We start from the raw sequence: 14,917 nt of genomic DNA on the forward strand, positions 1-14,917 counted from the left end.
TTTTTTTGCCTCGCGCTTTCCTCTCAGCGCCCCTGCCCGGCCAGCTGGCTGACAAACTCCTTCATGGGCATGGGCCTGCCAAACAGATAGCCTTGCAGGAAGGTCACCTCGCGGGCCTTCAGATAGTCGGCCTGCACCTGATTCTCCACCCCTTCCGCCACCAGTTGCAGACCGAGCCGGGTCGCCAGATCGATGACGTTCTCCACGATGTGGCTGGAGAGCGCGTCCGACCCAATCATGCCGACGAAGCTCTGATCGATCTTGAGGAAGTCGACCTGGAAGGTCTGCAGGTAGGTCAGGCTGGAGTGGCCGGTGCCGAAATCGTCGATGGCGATGAAGACCCCGAGGGCATGGAGCTCGGCAAAGAGCCGGTCCGTCGTCTCGTCCGCCACGATGAGCTCGCGCTCGGTCAGCTCCAGCACCAGCTTGATGGGATTCCCCTTGAAGGCGTTGATGAAATCCCGGCAATCTTCCACCAGGCTCAGATCCTTGCAGTGGCTGGCGCTGATGTTGAAGCCGAAGTGGAACCCTCGCGGCAGATGGTGCGCCTTGCCCGCAAACTGTTCGCGCACCTGCGCCATCAACAGCCGGGTCATGGGCACGATGAGGCCACTGTCCTCTGCCAGGGGAATGAAGCGATCCGGCGAGATCATCCCCTGACGGGGGTGTTGCCAGCGCATCAGCACCTCGCAACCGCTCCATTGGCCGTCCTCCCCGTTCACCACGGGTTGCAGATAGGGGATGAACTCCTGCTGGGACAGTGCCCGTTTCAGCTCCTGGGCCGGCGAAGTCGAACGGCCCATCAGCCAGAAGACCGCCACCCCGAGCAGCAGGCTCAGCAGAGGATAGATAATGACGCCCACCTTGGAGTAGTCCCAGATGTGGGCACGGTACTCATCCACCGACACCGTGGTCACTACCTTGAACGGGTACCTGGTCGAGACCTGTTCGAGATAGCCATTGCGATCCTTGGGGATCAGCTTGTCGGTGAGTTCGCTGTTTCGCAGCAGCATCTCGTTGCCGACCACCAGCCCCAGTGGGGAGTTGCGGCTCAGCATGTCCAGGATGTTGAGCAGGTAGTAGCCGTCGACCCCCACCAGCACGCTGAACTCGCCCACCTCTTCCCGGTAGGCGATGAGGGGGCGATTCGGGGTGACCGGGTTGCCCTTCATCAGGTCGAGCCTGCCCCCGACATAGTCATCCAGCTTGATGCCGCCATCGACCGGGCCATAGAGGGAAGAGCAGTAGATCCGATCCCCCCTGGCCAGGTTGACGCTGCGCACATCCGGCACCGTGGCCACCTGATCCCTGAGCCCCTGCACCACCTCGAGACAGGGCCTGCCCAGGCTGCCGGTGAGGGCCGACGCCGCCAACTGGGCATTGTCCAGAGTGCGGTCGAACATGACCCTGGCATGTTCCAGGCGCGCCACCGCATCCTGTTTCACGCCGGTGGCGGTCTGCCAGATGACGATGACGAGCCCAAGGAGCATGGGCAACAGACCGGCCAGCAAGGCACAGAGCAGCCGGACGTAGAATTGACGCACCTTCAAACGTCGAAATGGCATAACGGCCCTCATGAACATGGCGAAAAAGCGCTCGAGTTTACCCGCTGGCGCCCGTTTGGCAAGCCGGAATGAGCCCCTGATACCGCCGCGCCACGGCGCCCCCCGTGGTCGCAAAGCCCGGCAACCCCGTGGACAAAGGGGGCGGCGTCTTGGGAGACAAAAATCATAATGCTCATAAAAACAGGAGCTTGTCCATCGGGCACCCAGGCTCTAGAGTAGACCCTAGAGCGTCAGGGAGGCAGGACATGAAGATACTGATCACGGGGGGCACGGGGTTTATCGGCCGCCGTCTGGTGGCACACCTCAAGGTGGCGCACGAAGTAGTCGTGCTGACCCGGCAGGGCAGCCGGGCCTACGAGCTGCTCGGCCACGATGTCACCCTGCTAGACAGCCTGGACAGGCTGGATCACCTCAATGACGTGGACATCGTCATCAACCTGGCCGGTGAACCCATCGCCGCCGGACGCTGGAGCGAGTCCCGCAAGCAGTTGCTCTGCAACAGCCGCTGGCTGCTGACCGAACAGCTGGTGGATCTCGTCAAACTCTCCAGCACGCCCCCCAGATTGCTGCTCAATGCCTCCGCCATCGGCTGGTATGGCCGCCAGGATGACGCCCCTCTGGATGAAACCTGCCAGAGCCCTCACGACGAATTCACCCACCGTCTCTGTCAGCAGTGGGAGCAGCTTGCCCAGCAGGCCCGCTCGGCCCAGACCCGGGTCTGCATCCTGCGCATCGGCCTGGTACTCGGCATGGAGGGGGGCGCCTTGCCCAGGATGCTGCCCCCTTACCGCCTCGGCCTCGGCGGCCCCATGGGCAGCGGCACCCAGATGATGAGCTGGATCCACGTGCAGGATCTGGTGCGGGCCATGCTGTTTCTCATCGAGCACGGCGAGTGTGACGGCATCTTCAACGGCACGGCCCCGGAACCGGTCAGCAATCGCCGATTCAGCGAGACCCTGGCCGCCACGCTCCATCGCCCGCACCTCTTCTTCGTACCGGCCCCCCTCCTGCGACTCCTGATGGGAGAGGCGGCGGATCTGCTGCTCACCGGACAGCACGTGCTGCCCGCCCGCTTGCAGCAGGCCGGTTTTCACTTCAGTTTCCCGGCCCTGCCCGGCGCTCTGGACAATCTGCTGCACTCACCCCGTTGACCCAATGACACATCCCGACCTAGGTCGGGATGTGTCGAGCCATCAGAGCAGCCCCTGCCCCAACCCCCTGAGCCGGTCGCTCAGGGTACCCGCCAGCAGTTGGCGGCGCATGCCTTGTCCGGCCAGGGTCACCAGCACGGCCCCAAGCAGGGGGAGTGCAGCCCAGATGGCCCAGTGGAACTGCCACTGCGCCCCCTCCCACCACCACTGCAGACCGAAGGAGCAGAGCTCCACCACCATGGCGGCGCAGAGCCCTGCTAGGGCACCGCTCGCCACCAGCTCCCAGCGCAGCATCTTCTCGAGCAGGGCGCTGCCCGCCCCCAAGGTGCGCATCAGCAGCAGCTCCCGGCGCCGATGGGCCATGCCGGCCTGGGTCTGGGTCAGCAGCACCAGCAGGGCGGCTACCGTCACCAGCCCGAGCATCAACCCCAGGGCGCGGCTCACCTGATCGGAGACCAAAGTGAGGCGGCCTATCAGATCCTCCACATCGATGAGGCTCACCGTGGGGTGGCGGCGGATGAGTTCCACCTCTGCCCCTCGCCCCTCAGGCGGCAGACGATAGCTGCCGAGCCAGGTCTGGGAGAAGGGGGCCAGCACGTCCGGCGAGAAGATCATGTAGAAGTTCGGCCTCATGTTGTCCCACTTGATGGACCTCAGGCTGGTCACCCTGGCCTCGAACGCCCGCCCCTCTATGGTGAAGCCGAGCACGTCGCCGAGTGCGATGCCGAGCCGTCCCGCCAGTGCCTCGTCGACGGAGACCTCCCCCTTGCCGGCCAGCCATTGACCGGCAGTGACCTTGTTGTCGGCGGGCAGGGCCGATGTGGTGGTGAAGTTGAGCTCTCTGTCCACCCCCTCCCGCGCCGCATCCTCCCCCACCGCCTCACCGGCGATACGGGTCAGGCGCCCGCGCACCATGGGGTAGAAGTCCGAGGTGATGGCCCCGGCCTGGTGCAGATCGGCCAGGATCCCTTCCCGTTCGCTGTCCGCCACATTGACCAGGAAGCGGTTCGGGGCGTCGGCAGGCAACCGGGTGGAAAAATCCTCCAGCAGATCGACCCGCGCCGCCCACAGCAGCCCGAACAGCATCAGGGCCAGGGCGAAGCCCGCCAGCTGGAACAGACCACTACCCCGCTCACGGGAGAGGTGATTGATGGCCAGGCGCAGGGCATGGGGCCCCTTGAGCCGACTGCCAAGGCGCAGCAGCACGGAGGCGAGCAGGGCCAGCAGCGCCATCAACACCCCCATGCCGCCGATGAGCCCGCAGGCCAGCCTGATGTCGGCGGTAAAGCCCCACACCAGGGCAAACAGCCCGATGAGCCCCACGGGCACCGTCAGCCAGGGAGGGATCCCCGCCTCCAGCTCCCGGCGCAGCACCCGCAGCGGCGGTACCTTGAGCAGCCTCAGGAAGGGGACGAACGCCAGCATCAGGGTGATGAAGAAGGCGACCGCGAGGCCCAGGGCGAAGGGTCGCCAGGAGGGGGGCGGCAGATCCGCAGGCAGCAGATCCCCCAGCAGGTTCAGGGTCAGCCACTGCATGGCGCTGCCCGCCACCAGCCCCATCAGGGCCCCCACCAGGGTCAGGGAGAACAGCAGGGTGCCCATCAGTTGCCACAGGGTGCGCCGCGAGGCCCCCAGGGTCTTGAGCAGGGCCACCATGTTGGTCTGGCGCTCGGCGAAATGGCGCACCGCTATCCCCATGGCCAGGGCGCCGAGCAGCACGCCGGCAAGGGATGCCAGACGGAAGAAGCGCTCGGCATTGCCCAGGGATTTCCCCACCTGGGTACCCTGATCGTCGGGTTTGACGAGCTTTTGCCCGGCGCTCAGCCTGGGGTTGAGCCAGGCCTCATAGCGGGTGATGGCGTCACGGGGCCCCTTGACGAGATAGCGCCACTGCTGGCGACTGCCCGGCAGCAGGGCCCCGGTCGCCTCGATATCGGCGCTGTGGATCAAGGCCCTTGGCGCCATCTGGAAGGGGCTGAACCCCTGATCCGGCTCCTGGCCCAGCTCCCCTGCCACCGTCAGCCGGGTGTTGCCGACCTCGAGTACCTCCCCCACCTTGGCGCCGAGCAGCTGCATCACCCTGGCGGAGAGCCAGATCTCGCCGGGCGCCGGGGCGCGCTGGGGAGTGAGCTCCAGCTTGCCGTAGAAGGGAAAATCCCCGGGCACGGCGCGGATGGAGGCCAGTTGCAGGGTATCACCGTGAAACAGCATGCTGTTGAAGCTGACCGTGGTCTGCACGGCCAGCCCCTCCTGATGCGCCTGCGCCAGCCACTCTGCCGGTGCCGGCGTCGCGGAGCGCAGCACCCTGTCCCCTCCGATGAAATCCCGCCCGGAGGCCTTGAGCCCCGCATCCAGCCGATCCGCCACCAGAGCCACGCTGAGCACGCAGGCGACGCTCAGCGCCAGCGCCAGCACAAACCAGCGCAGCTCGCCGCTGAACCCTTCCCGGCGCAGCAGCTTCAATCCCAGTCGCCACTGACTCATGACGCCTCCCTCACCGTCCATGCTGCTGCCAGCGATCCCCTGGTGCAGCTCTGTCTCCACTGACTCATGACAGCTCTCCCACCCTGGCCGCCATGACAGTCTGTGCCTCCAGCCGCCCGGCTGACATCACCAGCTGTCGCTGGCAGCGCTGGGCCAGTTCATGGTCATGAGTCACCACCACCAGGGTGGTGTTGTGCTCGCGGTTGAGACGAAACAGCAGTTCGATCACCGTCTCCCCTGTCTTGCTGTCGAGGTTGCCGGTAGGCTCGTCCGCCAGCAGCAGGCTGGGGCGGGTCATGAAGGCACGGGCAATGGCGACCCGCTGCTGCTCGCCGCCAGAGAGGCGCGGCGGCAGGTGGTGCAACCGCTCTCCCAGACCGACCTGGGCCAGCAGCTCCCGGGCACGGGGCTCGCTGTCGGTCTCCCCCCGCAGCTCGGCCGGCAACATGACGTTCTCCAGGGCGCTCAGGGTGGGCAGCAGCAGGAACGACTGGAACACGAACCCCACCTGCTCGGCCCGCAGCCTGGCGCGTCCCTCCTCGTCCAGCCGGGTGAGGGAGTGGCCGAGGATCTCTATCTCGCCGCTGCTCGGCAGATCGAGACCGGCCAGCAAACCGAGCAGGGTGGACTTGCCGGAACCGGACGCACCGACCAGCGCCAGCGTCTCGCCGGTATTGACTTGCAGATCGATCCCTTCAAGGATGGTGAGGCTTTCCTGACCGAGGCGAACGGTTTTACCGAGCCCCCTGACGGCGATAATGGGCGTTGAACTCATCTTGGGTATCCTGTTTGCCTGAACCTGTAATGACAATAGAACGTGGGAGTTGACTGCATGATGCGTCTCTTGTTTGCCGTGAGTTGCCTGTGCTGCTGGGCAGCGTCCGTCCAGGCCCAGACCCTGCTGGTACTGGGCGACAGCCTGAGTGCCGGCTACCAGATGCAGGCCGAACAGAGCTGGCCTGCCCTGCTCAATGAAAAGTGGCAGCAGCAGGGGGGAGAACACACCCTCATCAATGCCAGCATCAGCGGTGAAACGACCCAGGGCGGCCTGGCCCGCCTGCCCGCCCTGCTCGAAACCCACAAACCGGACTGGGTGTTGATCGAACTCGGCGCCAACGACGGGCTGCGGGGCTTTGCTCCCGCCATCACCCGGGCCAACCTGACCAAGATGATCGAGCTCACCCGGGCGCACCAGGCGAAGACGGTGCTGACCCAGATCCTGCTGCCCCGCAACTATGGGGCGCGCTATCTGCAACAGTTCGAGCAGATCTTCCCGGATCTTGCGAAGGCCAACGACCTGCCGCTGATGCCCTTCTTTCTGGATGATATTGTGCTGCGCCCTGAACTCATGATGAACGATGGACTGCACCCGACGGCCGCCGCCCAGCCCCGGATCCGCGACAAGGTCGCCCGCTTTGTCGAGCCTCTGCTGACTCAGTAGCCCGGTGGCCGGGCCCCTGGCCTTCCCCTTGCTCAGCAAAAAGCCCCCGCATGGCGGGGGCTTTTTCATGGTTCGACGTGCCGGGTTCAACGGCCCAGGATCTGCCGCATCCGCTGCTGGGCCACGTCCACCAGCAAGTCGGGCTGGAATTTGGAGATGAAGCGATCACACCCCACCTTCTTGACCATGGCCTCGTTGAAGTTGCCGCTCAGGGAGGTATTGAGGGTGATGAAGAGATCGGACATGCGCGGATCGCTGCGCACCTCGTGAGTCAGGCGATAACCATCCATCTCCGGCATCTCGGCGTCCGTGATCATCAGCATGATCTCGTCGGTCACCTTCTTGCCCGCATCGCACCACCCCTTGAGCAACTTGAGGGCCTGCAAGCCGTCCTGGCACTCGATGACCTCGAGCCCGAGCTGGGCGAGGGTCTCGCGCACCTGGTTGCGGGCCGTGCTGGAGTCATCGACGATGAGCACCCGGCGTCCCTGCATCTGGGGCAGGATCTCCTCGTCCAGCACCTCGGACGAGATGCGCACGTCATAGGTGATGATCTCCGCCAGCACCTTCTCCACGTCGATGATCTCGACGATCTGGTCGACACCCCCTTCCGGGATGCGGGTGATGGCGGTGAGGTAGTTGGCACGACCCGCCGAACGGGGCGGCGGCAGTATGTCCTTCCAGGTCATGTTGACGATGTGGGCCACCTGCCCCACCAGGAACCCCTGAATGGTGCGGTTGTACTCGGTGATGATGAGGTTGGACTCCTGATCGATGGCCATGGGACGCATCCCGATGGCACCGCGCAGGTTGATGACGGGGATGGAGACGCCGCGAATGTTGGCGACGCCGCTGATGTTGTGGTGGGACCCCGGCATCTTGTTCAGATGGGGCAGCTTGACCACTTCCCGCACCTTGAAGACGTTGATCGCAAACAGTTGCTGGGCACCCAAACGGAACATCAGCAGTTCCAGGCGATTCTCCCCTACAAGCTGGGTACGTTGATCCACTGAATCCAATATGCTCGCCATATAACGCCCTTACGTCCATTTCCCGAAATTGCCCCGCACCGGAGCTGCGACATGCCAACCAGCCCCGCTTTCCCTGTCGGGACAACGCAAGCCTATATAGAAATAATGAAAAGCGTCGAGGAAAGATAGGATCTTGACCACGGGGCGTGATCATCGCCCCATCACTGCCTCATGGCAAGCACAGCCATGCACCGGCCCCGACAACAAGGGTATCGACCACACGGGGCCATTGCTGAACCCCGGCGTGCCGCTCTTGTCATCCAGCGCGATCAGCCAGCAACAAAAAGACCGGCCACATGGGCCGGTCCTGGGATGTGCAGTGCGTCCGGGACGACTTAGAAGTTGTACTGCAGGGCCACGGCGACGATGTCGTCGGTGGACTTGTTCAGGCTGTTCTTGCCGGTGGAACCCACTTCGTCCAGCAGGTTGATCTTGTAGTCCACGTAGGCATTGAAGTTGTCGGTGAAGTTGTACCAGGCACCCACGGAGACGTATTCGGTCGCGGTGTCATCGATGCCGTGAGCGCTGTCCTTCACGTCGGTACGCAGGTAGGCCAGGGAGGGCTTGAACTTCGGCGTGATGTTGTACTGCACGACCGCTTCGTAGCCATCCATCTTCTCGGCGTAACCGCGCAGGGAGCCGGTATCCACGAAGAGGTGATCTTCACCGTGGGAGTAGGTGGCGGCCATGTAGAGGTTGCCGACGGCATACTTGGCGCCCACCCCGAACAGCTTGGCGTCGCTGTCGCCGCCGAAGCTCACGTTCTCGGCCTGCTCGTCGGTCTTGCCTGCCTGGTTGTAGGCGGCACCCAGGCTCAGGCCCATGTTGAAGTCATAGTTGGCAGAAAGGGCATACCCCTCGGAAGAACCTTTCGGGCTCCAGGTGCTGTTCGGGCCGACGCGCTCGCTGCGGCTCGCGTTCTGCGGGTCGTTGTTGCCGGTGAACTGGGCACCCAGGGTCAGCCCCTGCCAGTTGTACATGTACTGGGCCAGGCCGTTGGTGCGACCGGTGCCGAACACCTCGGTGTCCTTGCCCAGACCATCACCACCCCACTCCGGCAGCACGTCGGTGTAGTTGTTCACCGCCTTGGTGAACAGACCGTCCTGGCGACCGTAGCTGAAGGCACCGAAGCGATCGTGCTTGATGCCCGCATAGGCGTAACGCAGCTCGTCGTTGTCAGAACCGGAGACCGGCAGGTTGTACTCGGCGAAGCCGAACGCGGTCAGATCCTCGTCAACCTTGGTTTCACCTGCGATGTGCAGACGCAGGTAGCTGGCATCGCCTTCGGTGGCGTTGTCATCGGTGCCGTAGTACATGCCGTTGACGCGGCCGCCGATGTCCAGTTTGGTACCATTCTGATCGTAAACGTTGGCGGCCTGTGCACCACCGGCCAGCAGCAGGCTGGAGATGGCCATCGTCAATGCTGTCTTTTTCATTGTTCTTTCCTCAGGTGTAAGCACTCTCTGTCAGACCAGAGTTCGGTCGTGATGATCGGTTGATGTGCCGATGGCCTAAGGTAGATCCGGAAACCTTGATGGGAACTGAAGCGGCGAACGATTAATTATAAAAGCATCAATTCGAGCTGACGCCGCGACATATAGTGTCACATGAAATGACAGCGGTAGAATTTATGACCATGAAAATCATTTTTGCAACACAAGCGATCTGAAAAATTTGATGAATGCAGTTTAATCTTTCAGAAAAGCGAGAAGCTGGGAGCCCTGCCGGGCGACACGGACTCCCCGCTTATATTCCCCGCCTCGTCAGACCGGCTGCCAGCCGCGCATGACCCTCAGCAGGTCCTTCCAGCTCACTATGCCCACCAGGGCGCCGTTTTCCAGCACAGGCAGACAGGAGATCTGGTGCTCCAGCATGAGGCCGGCGGCCTCTTTCAGGGAGCGTTCGGGGGAGACGGTGATGGGTTCACGGCTCATGATCTGGTGGGCGCGCCGGTTGAGGGTCTCGGTGTCCCGGTTCATCTCGGCATCCGTGTCCAGATAGGGGCTGATGGCACGCAGCAGATCCCGGTCCGAGATGACCCCCACCAACTCCTCCTCTTCCACCACCAGGAGGTGGCGGAAATGGGCCTGCTCGAAGATCTCCTTGATGACGCTCAGCCTGTCATCCATGGAAACGGTCGCGACCCGGGTCGTCATGATCTCTTTAATCAACATGGTCAGCCTCCTGCCCCCCAGATGTCTCTGTTATGACACGTTTTTCCGGCGGCAGCCATCCCCCCCGCCCTCAAGTGCAAATTTGTGTCATTTCACGTAAGATCCGCGCCAGTTTCTCTCCTTCAATCGAGCCAAGCAGACCCATCCATGATAGTTGCCAGTCAAATCGAACTGATCCGCGGCGGCCGCACGCTGCTGGACAATGCGTCCGCCACCATACACCCCGGCCACAAGGTGGGCCTGGTGGGCAAGAACGGCTGTGGCAAGTCCACCTTCTTTGCGCTGGTGCGGGGCGAGCTGGCCATCGACAACGGCAGCTTCAGTCTGCCCGCCGGCTGGCAGATTGCCGGCGTGGCCCAGGAGACCCCGGCGCTGGACTGCTCCGCCCTGGAATACGTGATCGACGGCGACAAGGAGTTCCGCGCCCTGGAGGCCGAGCTCGCCCGGGCCGAGGCGGATGACAACGGTCTGCTGGTGGCCGAGCTGCACGGCAAGCTCGATACCATAGGTGCCTACAGCATTCGCGCCCGCGCCGCCGAGCTGCTGCACGGTCTGGGTTTTGGCGGCGATCAGCTCGACTCGCCGGTCAGAAGCTTCTCCGGTGGCTGGCGCATGCGCCTGAACCTGGCCCAGGCGCTGCTCTGCCGCTCCGATCTGCTGCTGCTGGATGAACCGACCAACCACCTGGATCTCGACGCCGTCATCTGGCTGGAGAAGTGGCTCAAGGGCTATCAGGGCACGCTGGTGCTCATTTCTCACGACCGCGACTTCCTCGATTCCGTGGTGAATCGCATCATCCATATCGAGAACGGCAAGCTCAACGAATACAGCGGCGGCTACTCCGACTTCGAGCTGCAACGGGCCGAGCACCTGGCCCAGCAGCAGTCCATGTACGAGAAGCAGCAGCGGGAGATGGCCCACATGCAATCCTATGTGGATCGCTTCCGCTACAAGGCCTCCAAGGCCCGTCAGGCCCAGAGCCGCTTGAAGGCCATGGAGCGGATGGAGAAGATCCTGCCCGCCCACGCCGACTCCGAGTTCAGCTTCGAGTTTCGCGAGCCCTCCGCTCTGCCGACCCCGCTCATCGCCATGGAGAACCTCAGCGCCGGTTACGGCGACAAGGTGATCCTGGAGAAGATCAAGCTCAACCTGGTGCCGGGCTCGCGCATCGGCCTGCTCGGTCGCAACGGCGCCGGCAAGTCCACCTTTATCAAGATGCTCTCCGGTAGCAACCCGCCGCTGTCGGGCAAGCTGGAGGTGAGCGCCGGGGTGAGCATCGGCTACTTCGCCCAGCATCAGCTCGAGACCCTGCGCCTCGATGACAGCCCCCTCGATCACCTGGTGCGCCTGGCCCCGGACAAGACCGAGCAGGAGCTTCGCAACTACCTCGGCAGCTTCGGTTTTCACGGCGACAAGGTACTCGACAAGGTGGCCCCCTTCTCCGGCGGTGAGAAAGCGCGTCTGGTGCTGGCCCTCATCACCTGGCAAAAGCCCAACCTGCTGCTCCTGGATGAACCGACCAACCACCTGGATCTGGAGATGCGCCACGCCCTGACCATGGCCCTGCAAGGGTTCGAGGGCGCCATGGTGGTGGTCTCTCACGACCGTCACCTGCTGCGCACCACCACGGATGATTTCTATCTGGTCCACGGCGGCCGGGTCGAGCCCTTCGATGGGGATCTCGACGACTACCACAAGTGGCTCGGCGAGCAGGAGAAAGAGGCCAATGCCAAGCCGGCAGATGGCACCGTCTCCGCCAACTCGGCGGTGGCGCGCAAGGATCAGAAGCGCCTTGAGGCCCAGTTCCGGCAAGCGACCCGGCCGCTGCGCCAGAAGCTCGAGAAGCTCGAGGCCAGCATGGAGAAGCTGCAAGGCAGGCTCGCCGACATCGAGCACCAGCTCGCCGATCCCGCCATCTATGAAGAGAGCGCCAAGGGCAAGCTCTCCGAGCTGCTCAAGTCCCAGGGCCCCCTCAAGGAGGAGCTGGAGCACGTCGAGCTGGAGTGGATGAGCCTCTCCGAGGAGCTGGAAACCATGGAGCAGGCCTTCTTTGCGTGATGAAGCCTTGATGGCCAGCGAGCGGGTCAGCCCCGGCGCCCTGCCCACCCCTTCCGAGTTCTGGACATGGAGCACAGGCGCCTATGGCCAGCGCAGCCAGGACTGGCTCCACGTGCAAAGCATGGGGGGCAACGTCAACCTGGCACTCCTGCTGCACCACCTCGACCTGCTCCGGATCCCGGTCGACCTCACGGACTTGCAACCGGCCCTGGTACAGACCGAGGCGGTGCTGCTCCCCTGGCGCACCCTGCGCCAGCAGGCCAAGTCACGGGTGGGGGCCGAGGAGTACCAGACCATGCTGGCCCACGAACTGGAGCTGGAGCGGCTGCAACAGGGGGTCTTGCTGCAGACCCTGCGCACCCTCGCCCTGTTTCGCGGCGACAGCCGCAACCTGTTTCACTATCTATCGTTACTGGGTGCCCAGCAGGGCCCCCTCAGAGATCTCATATGCTGAGCTACCGCCACGCCTTTCACGCCGGCAACCACGCCGATGTGCTCAAACACGCCGTCCAGGCCCTGATCATCGAGTCCCTCAAGAAGAAGGAGAAACCCTTCATCGTGCTGGACACCCATGCCGGTGGCGGTCTCTACGACCTGCGCGGCGACTGGTCCCAGAAGAAGGCGGAATACGCCGACGGCATAGGCCGCCTGTGGGATGAGCGGGCCCAGTGGTCTGCCATGGCCCCCTATCTGGGTGCCATCGAGGAGATGAACAGCGATGGCCAGCTGCACTACTACCCCGGCTCGCCGGAGCTCTCCCGCCGCCTTATCCGCGATCAGGACAAGCTGGCGCTGATGGAGCTGCACAACAACGAGGTGGAGGATCTTCGCGCCAACATGGGGTACGACCCCCGCGTCGCCGTCCACCATCGCGACGGCTTCGAGGGGCTGGTAGCCCTGCTGCCCCCCACCCCGCGCCGCGGCCTGGTGCTCATCGACCCGCCTTATGAGCTCAAGGAAGATTACTTCGCCGTGGTCGATACCCTTAAAAAAGCGCAAAAGCGCTGGGCCACCGGCATCTATGCGCTCTGGTATCCCATCCTCGGGCAAGAGGCGGACAAGTCCCGCGACATGCTCAAAGCGATCAAGCGCGAGAACTTCGGCAACGTCCTGGTAGCGGAGCTGGAAGTGGCCGGCCAAACTGCCGATTGGGGCATGAACGGCTCCGGCATGCTCATCGTCAGCCCCCCCTGGATGCTGGACGAGCAGATCGAAGCCTTCTTGAAACCCCTGTGCGCCAGGCTGGCCCAGGGCACCGGCGCCCAGTACAGGGTGGAGTGGCTGAATAAGGCCGAGGCCTGATCCTCGGAACCACAGAAAATGAAAAAGGGCCTGTCACAGCAGGCCCTTTTTCATTGGGGCTCATTACCCGGCACGTTCACGCTGGCCAGCTGCTCGGGCAGCCGGCTCGCCAACCAGTCGATGGCCATTCTGGTCTTGAGCGGCAAGTGCGGGCTGTGGGGCCAGAGGGCATTGATGGGATAGCGCCGACCCGGCAACCGGGCCAGCAGCTCGCGCAGCTCGCCCCGCTCGAGGTGGGACCGCACCAGCCAGGTCGGCAGCCAGGCGAGACCAAAGCCCGCGATGGCCGCCTGGGTGATGGCGTTGAGATCGTCCATCTGCAACCGCCCTCTGGGCTGGACTTCGCGCCATGCCTCGGCCTCCTGCCACCACCACGACAGCACCCGCCCCTGGCGCAGATAGGCGATGCACTCATGATCCGGTAGCTCAGCCAGGGTCACAGGTTCTCCCCGCTCGGCCAGATAGGCGGGCGAGGCGCAGAGCGTCATGCCGTGCTCCCCGAGCCTGCGCGCCGCCAGATCCAGGCTGTCCGGCGGCTCTGCGTTGCGGATCACCAGATCCACCCCCTCCTCCACCAGATCCACCTTGCGATCGCTGAACGACAGCTCCAGGGCCAGCCCGGGATGCGCCTTCGCCAGCGCCAGCAAAATGGGGGCCACGCACTGCTGGCCGAACAGCACCGGCATGGAGACCTTCAATCTGCCGTTGAGGGTGAGCTTGTTGCTGGCCAGCGCCGTTTCCCCAAGACGCACCTCCTCCAGCGCCCGCAGGCAGTGGCGATAGAAGAGCGCCCCCTCCTCGGTCAGGCTCTGGCTGCGGGTGGTGCGATGAAACAGTTGCACGCCGAGACGCAGCTCCAGCCGCGCCACCCCCTTGCCCACCGCCGAGCGGGTGAGGTGAAGCCGCTCCGCCGCCTGGGCGAAGCTGCCCGCCTCCACCACGGTGGCGAAGAGATCGATGCCGTTGAGCGTGTTTGCCATCTATTGCATACCTTTTGGAACCAATATGGCGAAATACTATCAGCACTGCGGAAAAAAATGACTGGTAAGCTCCCTTCATTCTTCACACGTTTCAGATGGAGTTCCCCTCATGAGCCAGATCCTGCTGCTGCAATCCAGCCTCAACGGCCCCGCATCCCGCACCAACCAGTTGATGGAGCGCTTCCTGCAAACACGCCGGGAGCAGGGCCATCAGGACCAGATGGTGGTGCGCGACCTGACCGCCCTCGACTTGCCCGCCCTCGACAGCCCGTTGTTTCACGCCCTGCGGGGGGCGGAACCTGCCAATGAGGCCATCCGGCAGGCGGTGGCGCTGTCGGATCGGCTGATTGCCGAACTCAAGGCCGCCGACCTGCTGCTGATCGGCGCCCCCATGTACAACCTCAACGTGCCGACCCCCCTCAAGAACTGGTTCGATCTGGTGGCGCGGGCCAGGGTGACCTTCCGTTACACCGACACCTACCCCATGGGGCTGGTGGAGGGGGTCAACGCCCTGGTGTTCAGCAGCCGCGGCGGCGTGCATCAGGGACAGACGACAGATGCGGTCACCCCCTACCTCCAATCCGTGCTCGGCCTGATGGGCATCCCGGTGGACTTCGTCTACGCAGAGGGGATGGATCTGCGCCCCCACGGGGCGGAGCAGGGAATGCGCGAGGCCCATGCTCGGATCGCTGGCCTCGGCAGGTAGGGCCATCACCCGATCTTGCCCCTTC

Annotated in this window: 13 protein-coding genes; 6 read left to right on the forward strand and 7 right to left on the reverse strand. The window is 63.9% G+C overall.

Annotated elements, in window-relative coordinates:
- Window positions 1–23: 23 nt before the first annotated feature.
- A complete protein-coding gene (locus tag AB5Y89_RS16905) occupies window positions 24–1,565 on the reverse strand; it encodes a cyclic diguanylate phosphodiesterase (protein WP_039040184.1) in 1,542 nt (513 codons plus the stop codon).
- 245 nt (window positions 1,566–1,810) lie between these two features.
- Here AB5Y89_RS16905 and AB5Y89_RS16910 point away from each other — a divergent pair, with 245 nt between their 5' ends.
- Window positions 1,811–2,716: a TIGR01777 family oxidoreductase gene (locus tag AB5Y89_RS16910; RefSeq protein ID WP_201889948.1), complete on the forward strand. Its 906-nt coding sequence runs from the start codon at window positions 1,811–1,813 to the stop codon at window positions 2,714–2,716.
- Between the two features lie 42 nt (window positions 2,717–2,758).
- Here AB5Y89_RS16910 and AB5Y89_RS16915 read toward each other — a convergent pair whose 3' ends face one another.
- Together AB5Y89_RS16915 and AB5Y89_RS16920 are read right to left on the reverse strand one after the other, a co-directional pair.
- Entirely contained in the window at window positions 2,759–5,200 is a 2,442-nt protein-coding gene (locus tag AB5Y89_RS16915; RefSeq protein ID WP_049636604.1) for an ABC transporter permease, read from the reverse strand.
- Window positions 5,201–5,264: 64 nt separating this feature from the next.
- Complete coding sequence (locus AB5Y89_RS16920) at window positions 5,265–5,975, reverse strand: ABC transporter ATP-binding protein (RefSeq protein ID WP_010675507.1); 711 nt, start codon at window positions 5,973–5,975, stop codon at window positions 5,265–5,267.
- 57 nt (window positions 5,976–6,032) lie between these two features.
- Here AB5Y89_RS16920 and AB5Y89_RS16925 point away from each other — a divergent pair, with 57 nt between their 5' ends.
- Window positions 6,033–6,641, forward strand: a complete 609-nt coding sequence (locus AB5Y89_RS16925) for an arylesterase (protein ID WP_039040186.1) — start codon at window positions 6,033–6,035, stop codon at window positions 6,639–6,641.
- A gap of 86 nt (window positions 6,642–6,727) precedes the next feature.
- On the opposite strand, the gene AB5Y89_RS16930 is transcribed toward AB5Y89_RS16925, so the two are convergent.
- The 3 genes from AB5Y89_RS16930 to AB5Y89_RS16940 form a co-directional block, all read right to left on the reverse strand.
- Entirely contained in the window at window positions 6,728–7,672 is a 945-nt protein-coding gene (locus AB5Y89_RS16930; RefSeq protein WP_041212426.1) for a chemotaxis protein CheV, read from the reverse strand.
- A 335-nt stretch (window positions 7,673–8,007) separates the two neighbouring features.
- Window positions 8,008–9,108 carry a porin gene (locus tag AB5Y89_RS16935; RefSeq protein WP_043156284.1) on the reverse strand — a complete coding sequence of 367 codons (1,101 nt, stop codon included), beginning with the start codon at window positions 9,106–9,108 and terminating at the stop codon, window positions 8,008–8,010.
- 327 nt (window positions 9,109–9,435) lie between these two features.
- Window positions 9,436–9,846, reverse strand: a complete 411-nt coding sequence (locus AB5Y89_RS16940; RefSeq protein ID WP_010675511.1) for a CBS domain-containing protein — start codon at window positions 9,844–9,846, stop codon at window positions 9,436–9,438.
- 147 nt (window positions 9,847–9,993) lie between these two features.
- Between AB5Y89_RS16940 and AB5Y89_RS16945 the strand changes: the two genes are divergently transcribed.
- From AB5Y89_RS16945 to AB5Y89_RS16955, 3 genes are read left to right on the forward strand one after another with little or no spacing between them, the layout of a single operon-like run.
- The gene (locus AB5Y89_RS16945; RefSeq protein ID WP_151027891.1) at window positions 9,994–11,904 is read left to right on the forward strand and encodes an ABC transporter ATP-binding protein; all 1,911 of its coding nucleotides are present in this window, start codon (window positions 9,994–9,996) and stop codon (window positions 11,902–11,904) included.
- Complete coding sequence (locus AB5Y89_RS16950; RefSeq protein ID WP_368224195.1) at window positions 11,897–12,358, forward strand: DUF2390 domain-containing protein; 462 nt, start codon at window positions 11,897–11,899, stop codon at window positions 12,356–12,358. The genes AB5Y89_RS16945 and AB5Y89_RS16950 overlap by 8 nt, the downstream gene beginning before the upstream one ends.
- Window positions 12,352–13,206, forward strand: a complete 855-nt coding sequence (locus AB5Y89_RS16955) for a 23S rRNA (adenine(2030)-N(6))-methyltransferase RlmJ (RefSeq protein WP_368224196.1) — start codon at window positions 12,352–12,354, stop codon at window positions 13,204–13,206. Before AB5Y89_RS16950 ends, AB5Y89_RS16955 begins: the two co-directional genes overlap by 7 nt.
- Before the next feature lie 50 nt (window positions 13,207–13,256).
- Here the strand turns inward: AB5Y89_RS16955 and AB5Y89_RS16960 are convergent, their stop codons facing one another.
- Window positions 13,257–14,186 (reverse strand): LysR family transcriptional regulator, encoded by a 930-nt coding sequence (locus tag AB5Y89_RS16960; RefSeq protein ID WP_368224197.1) that lies wholly within the window; start codon window positions 14,184–14,186, stop codon window positions 13,257–13,259.
- Window positions 14,187–14,295: 109 nt separating this feature from the next.
- Here AB5Y89_RS16960 and AB5Y89_RS16965 point away from each other — a divergent pair, with 109 nt between their 5' ends.
- Window positions 14,296–14,892: an FMN-dependent NADH-azoreductase gene (locus AB5Y89_RS16965; protein WP_368224198.1), complete on the forward strand. Its 597-nt coding sequence runs from the start codon at window positions 14,296–14,298 to the stop codon at window positions 14,890–14,892.
- Window positions 14,893–14,917: the final 25 nt, after the last annotated feature.

Source organism: Aeromonas sp. s4 (assembly GCF_040907855.1).
Lineage (GTDB): Bacteria > Pseudomonadota > Gammaproteobacteria > Enterobacterales > Aeromonadaceae > Aeromonas > Aeromonas caviae.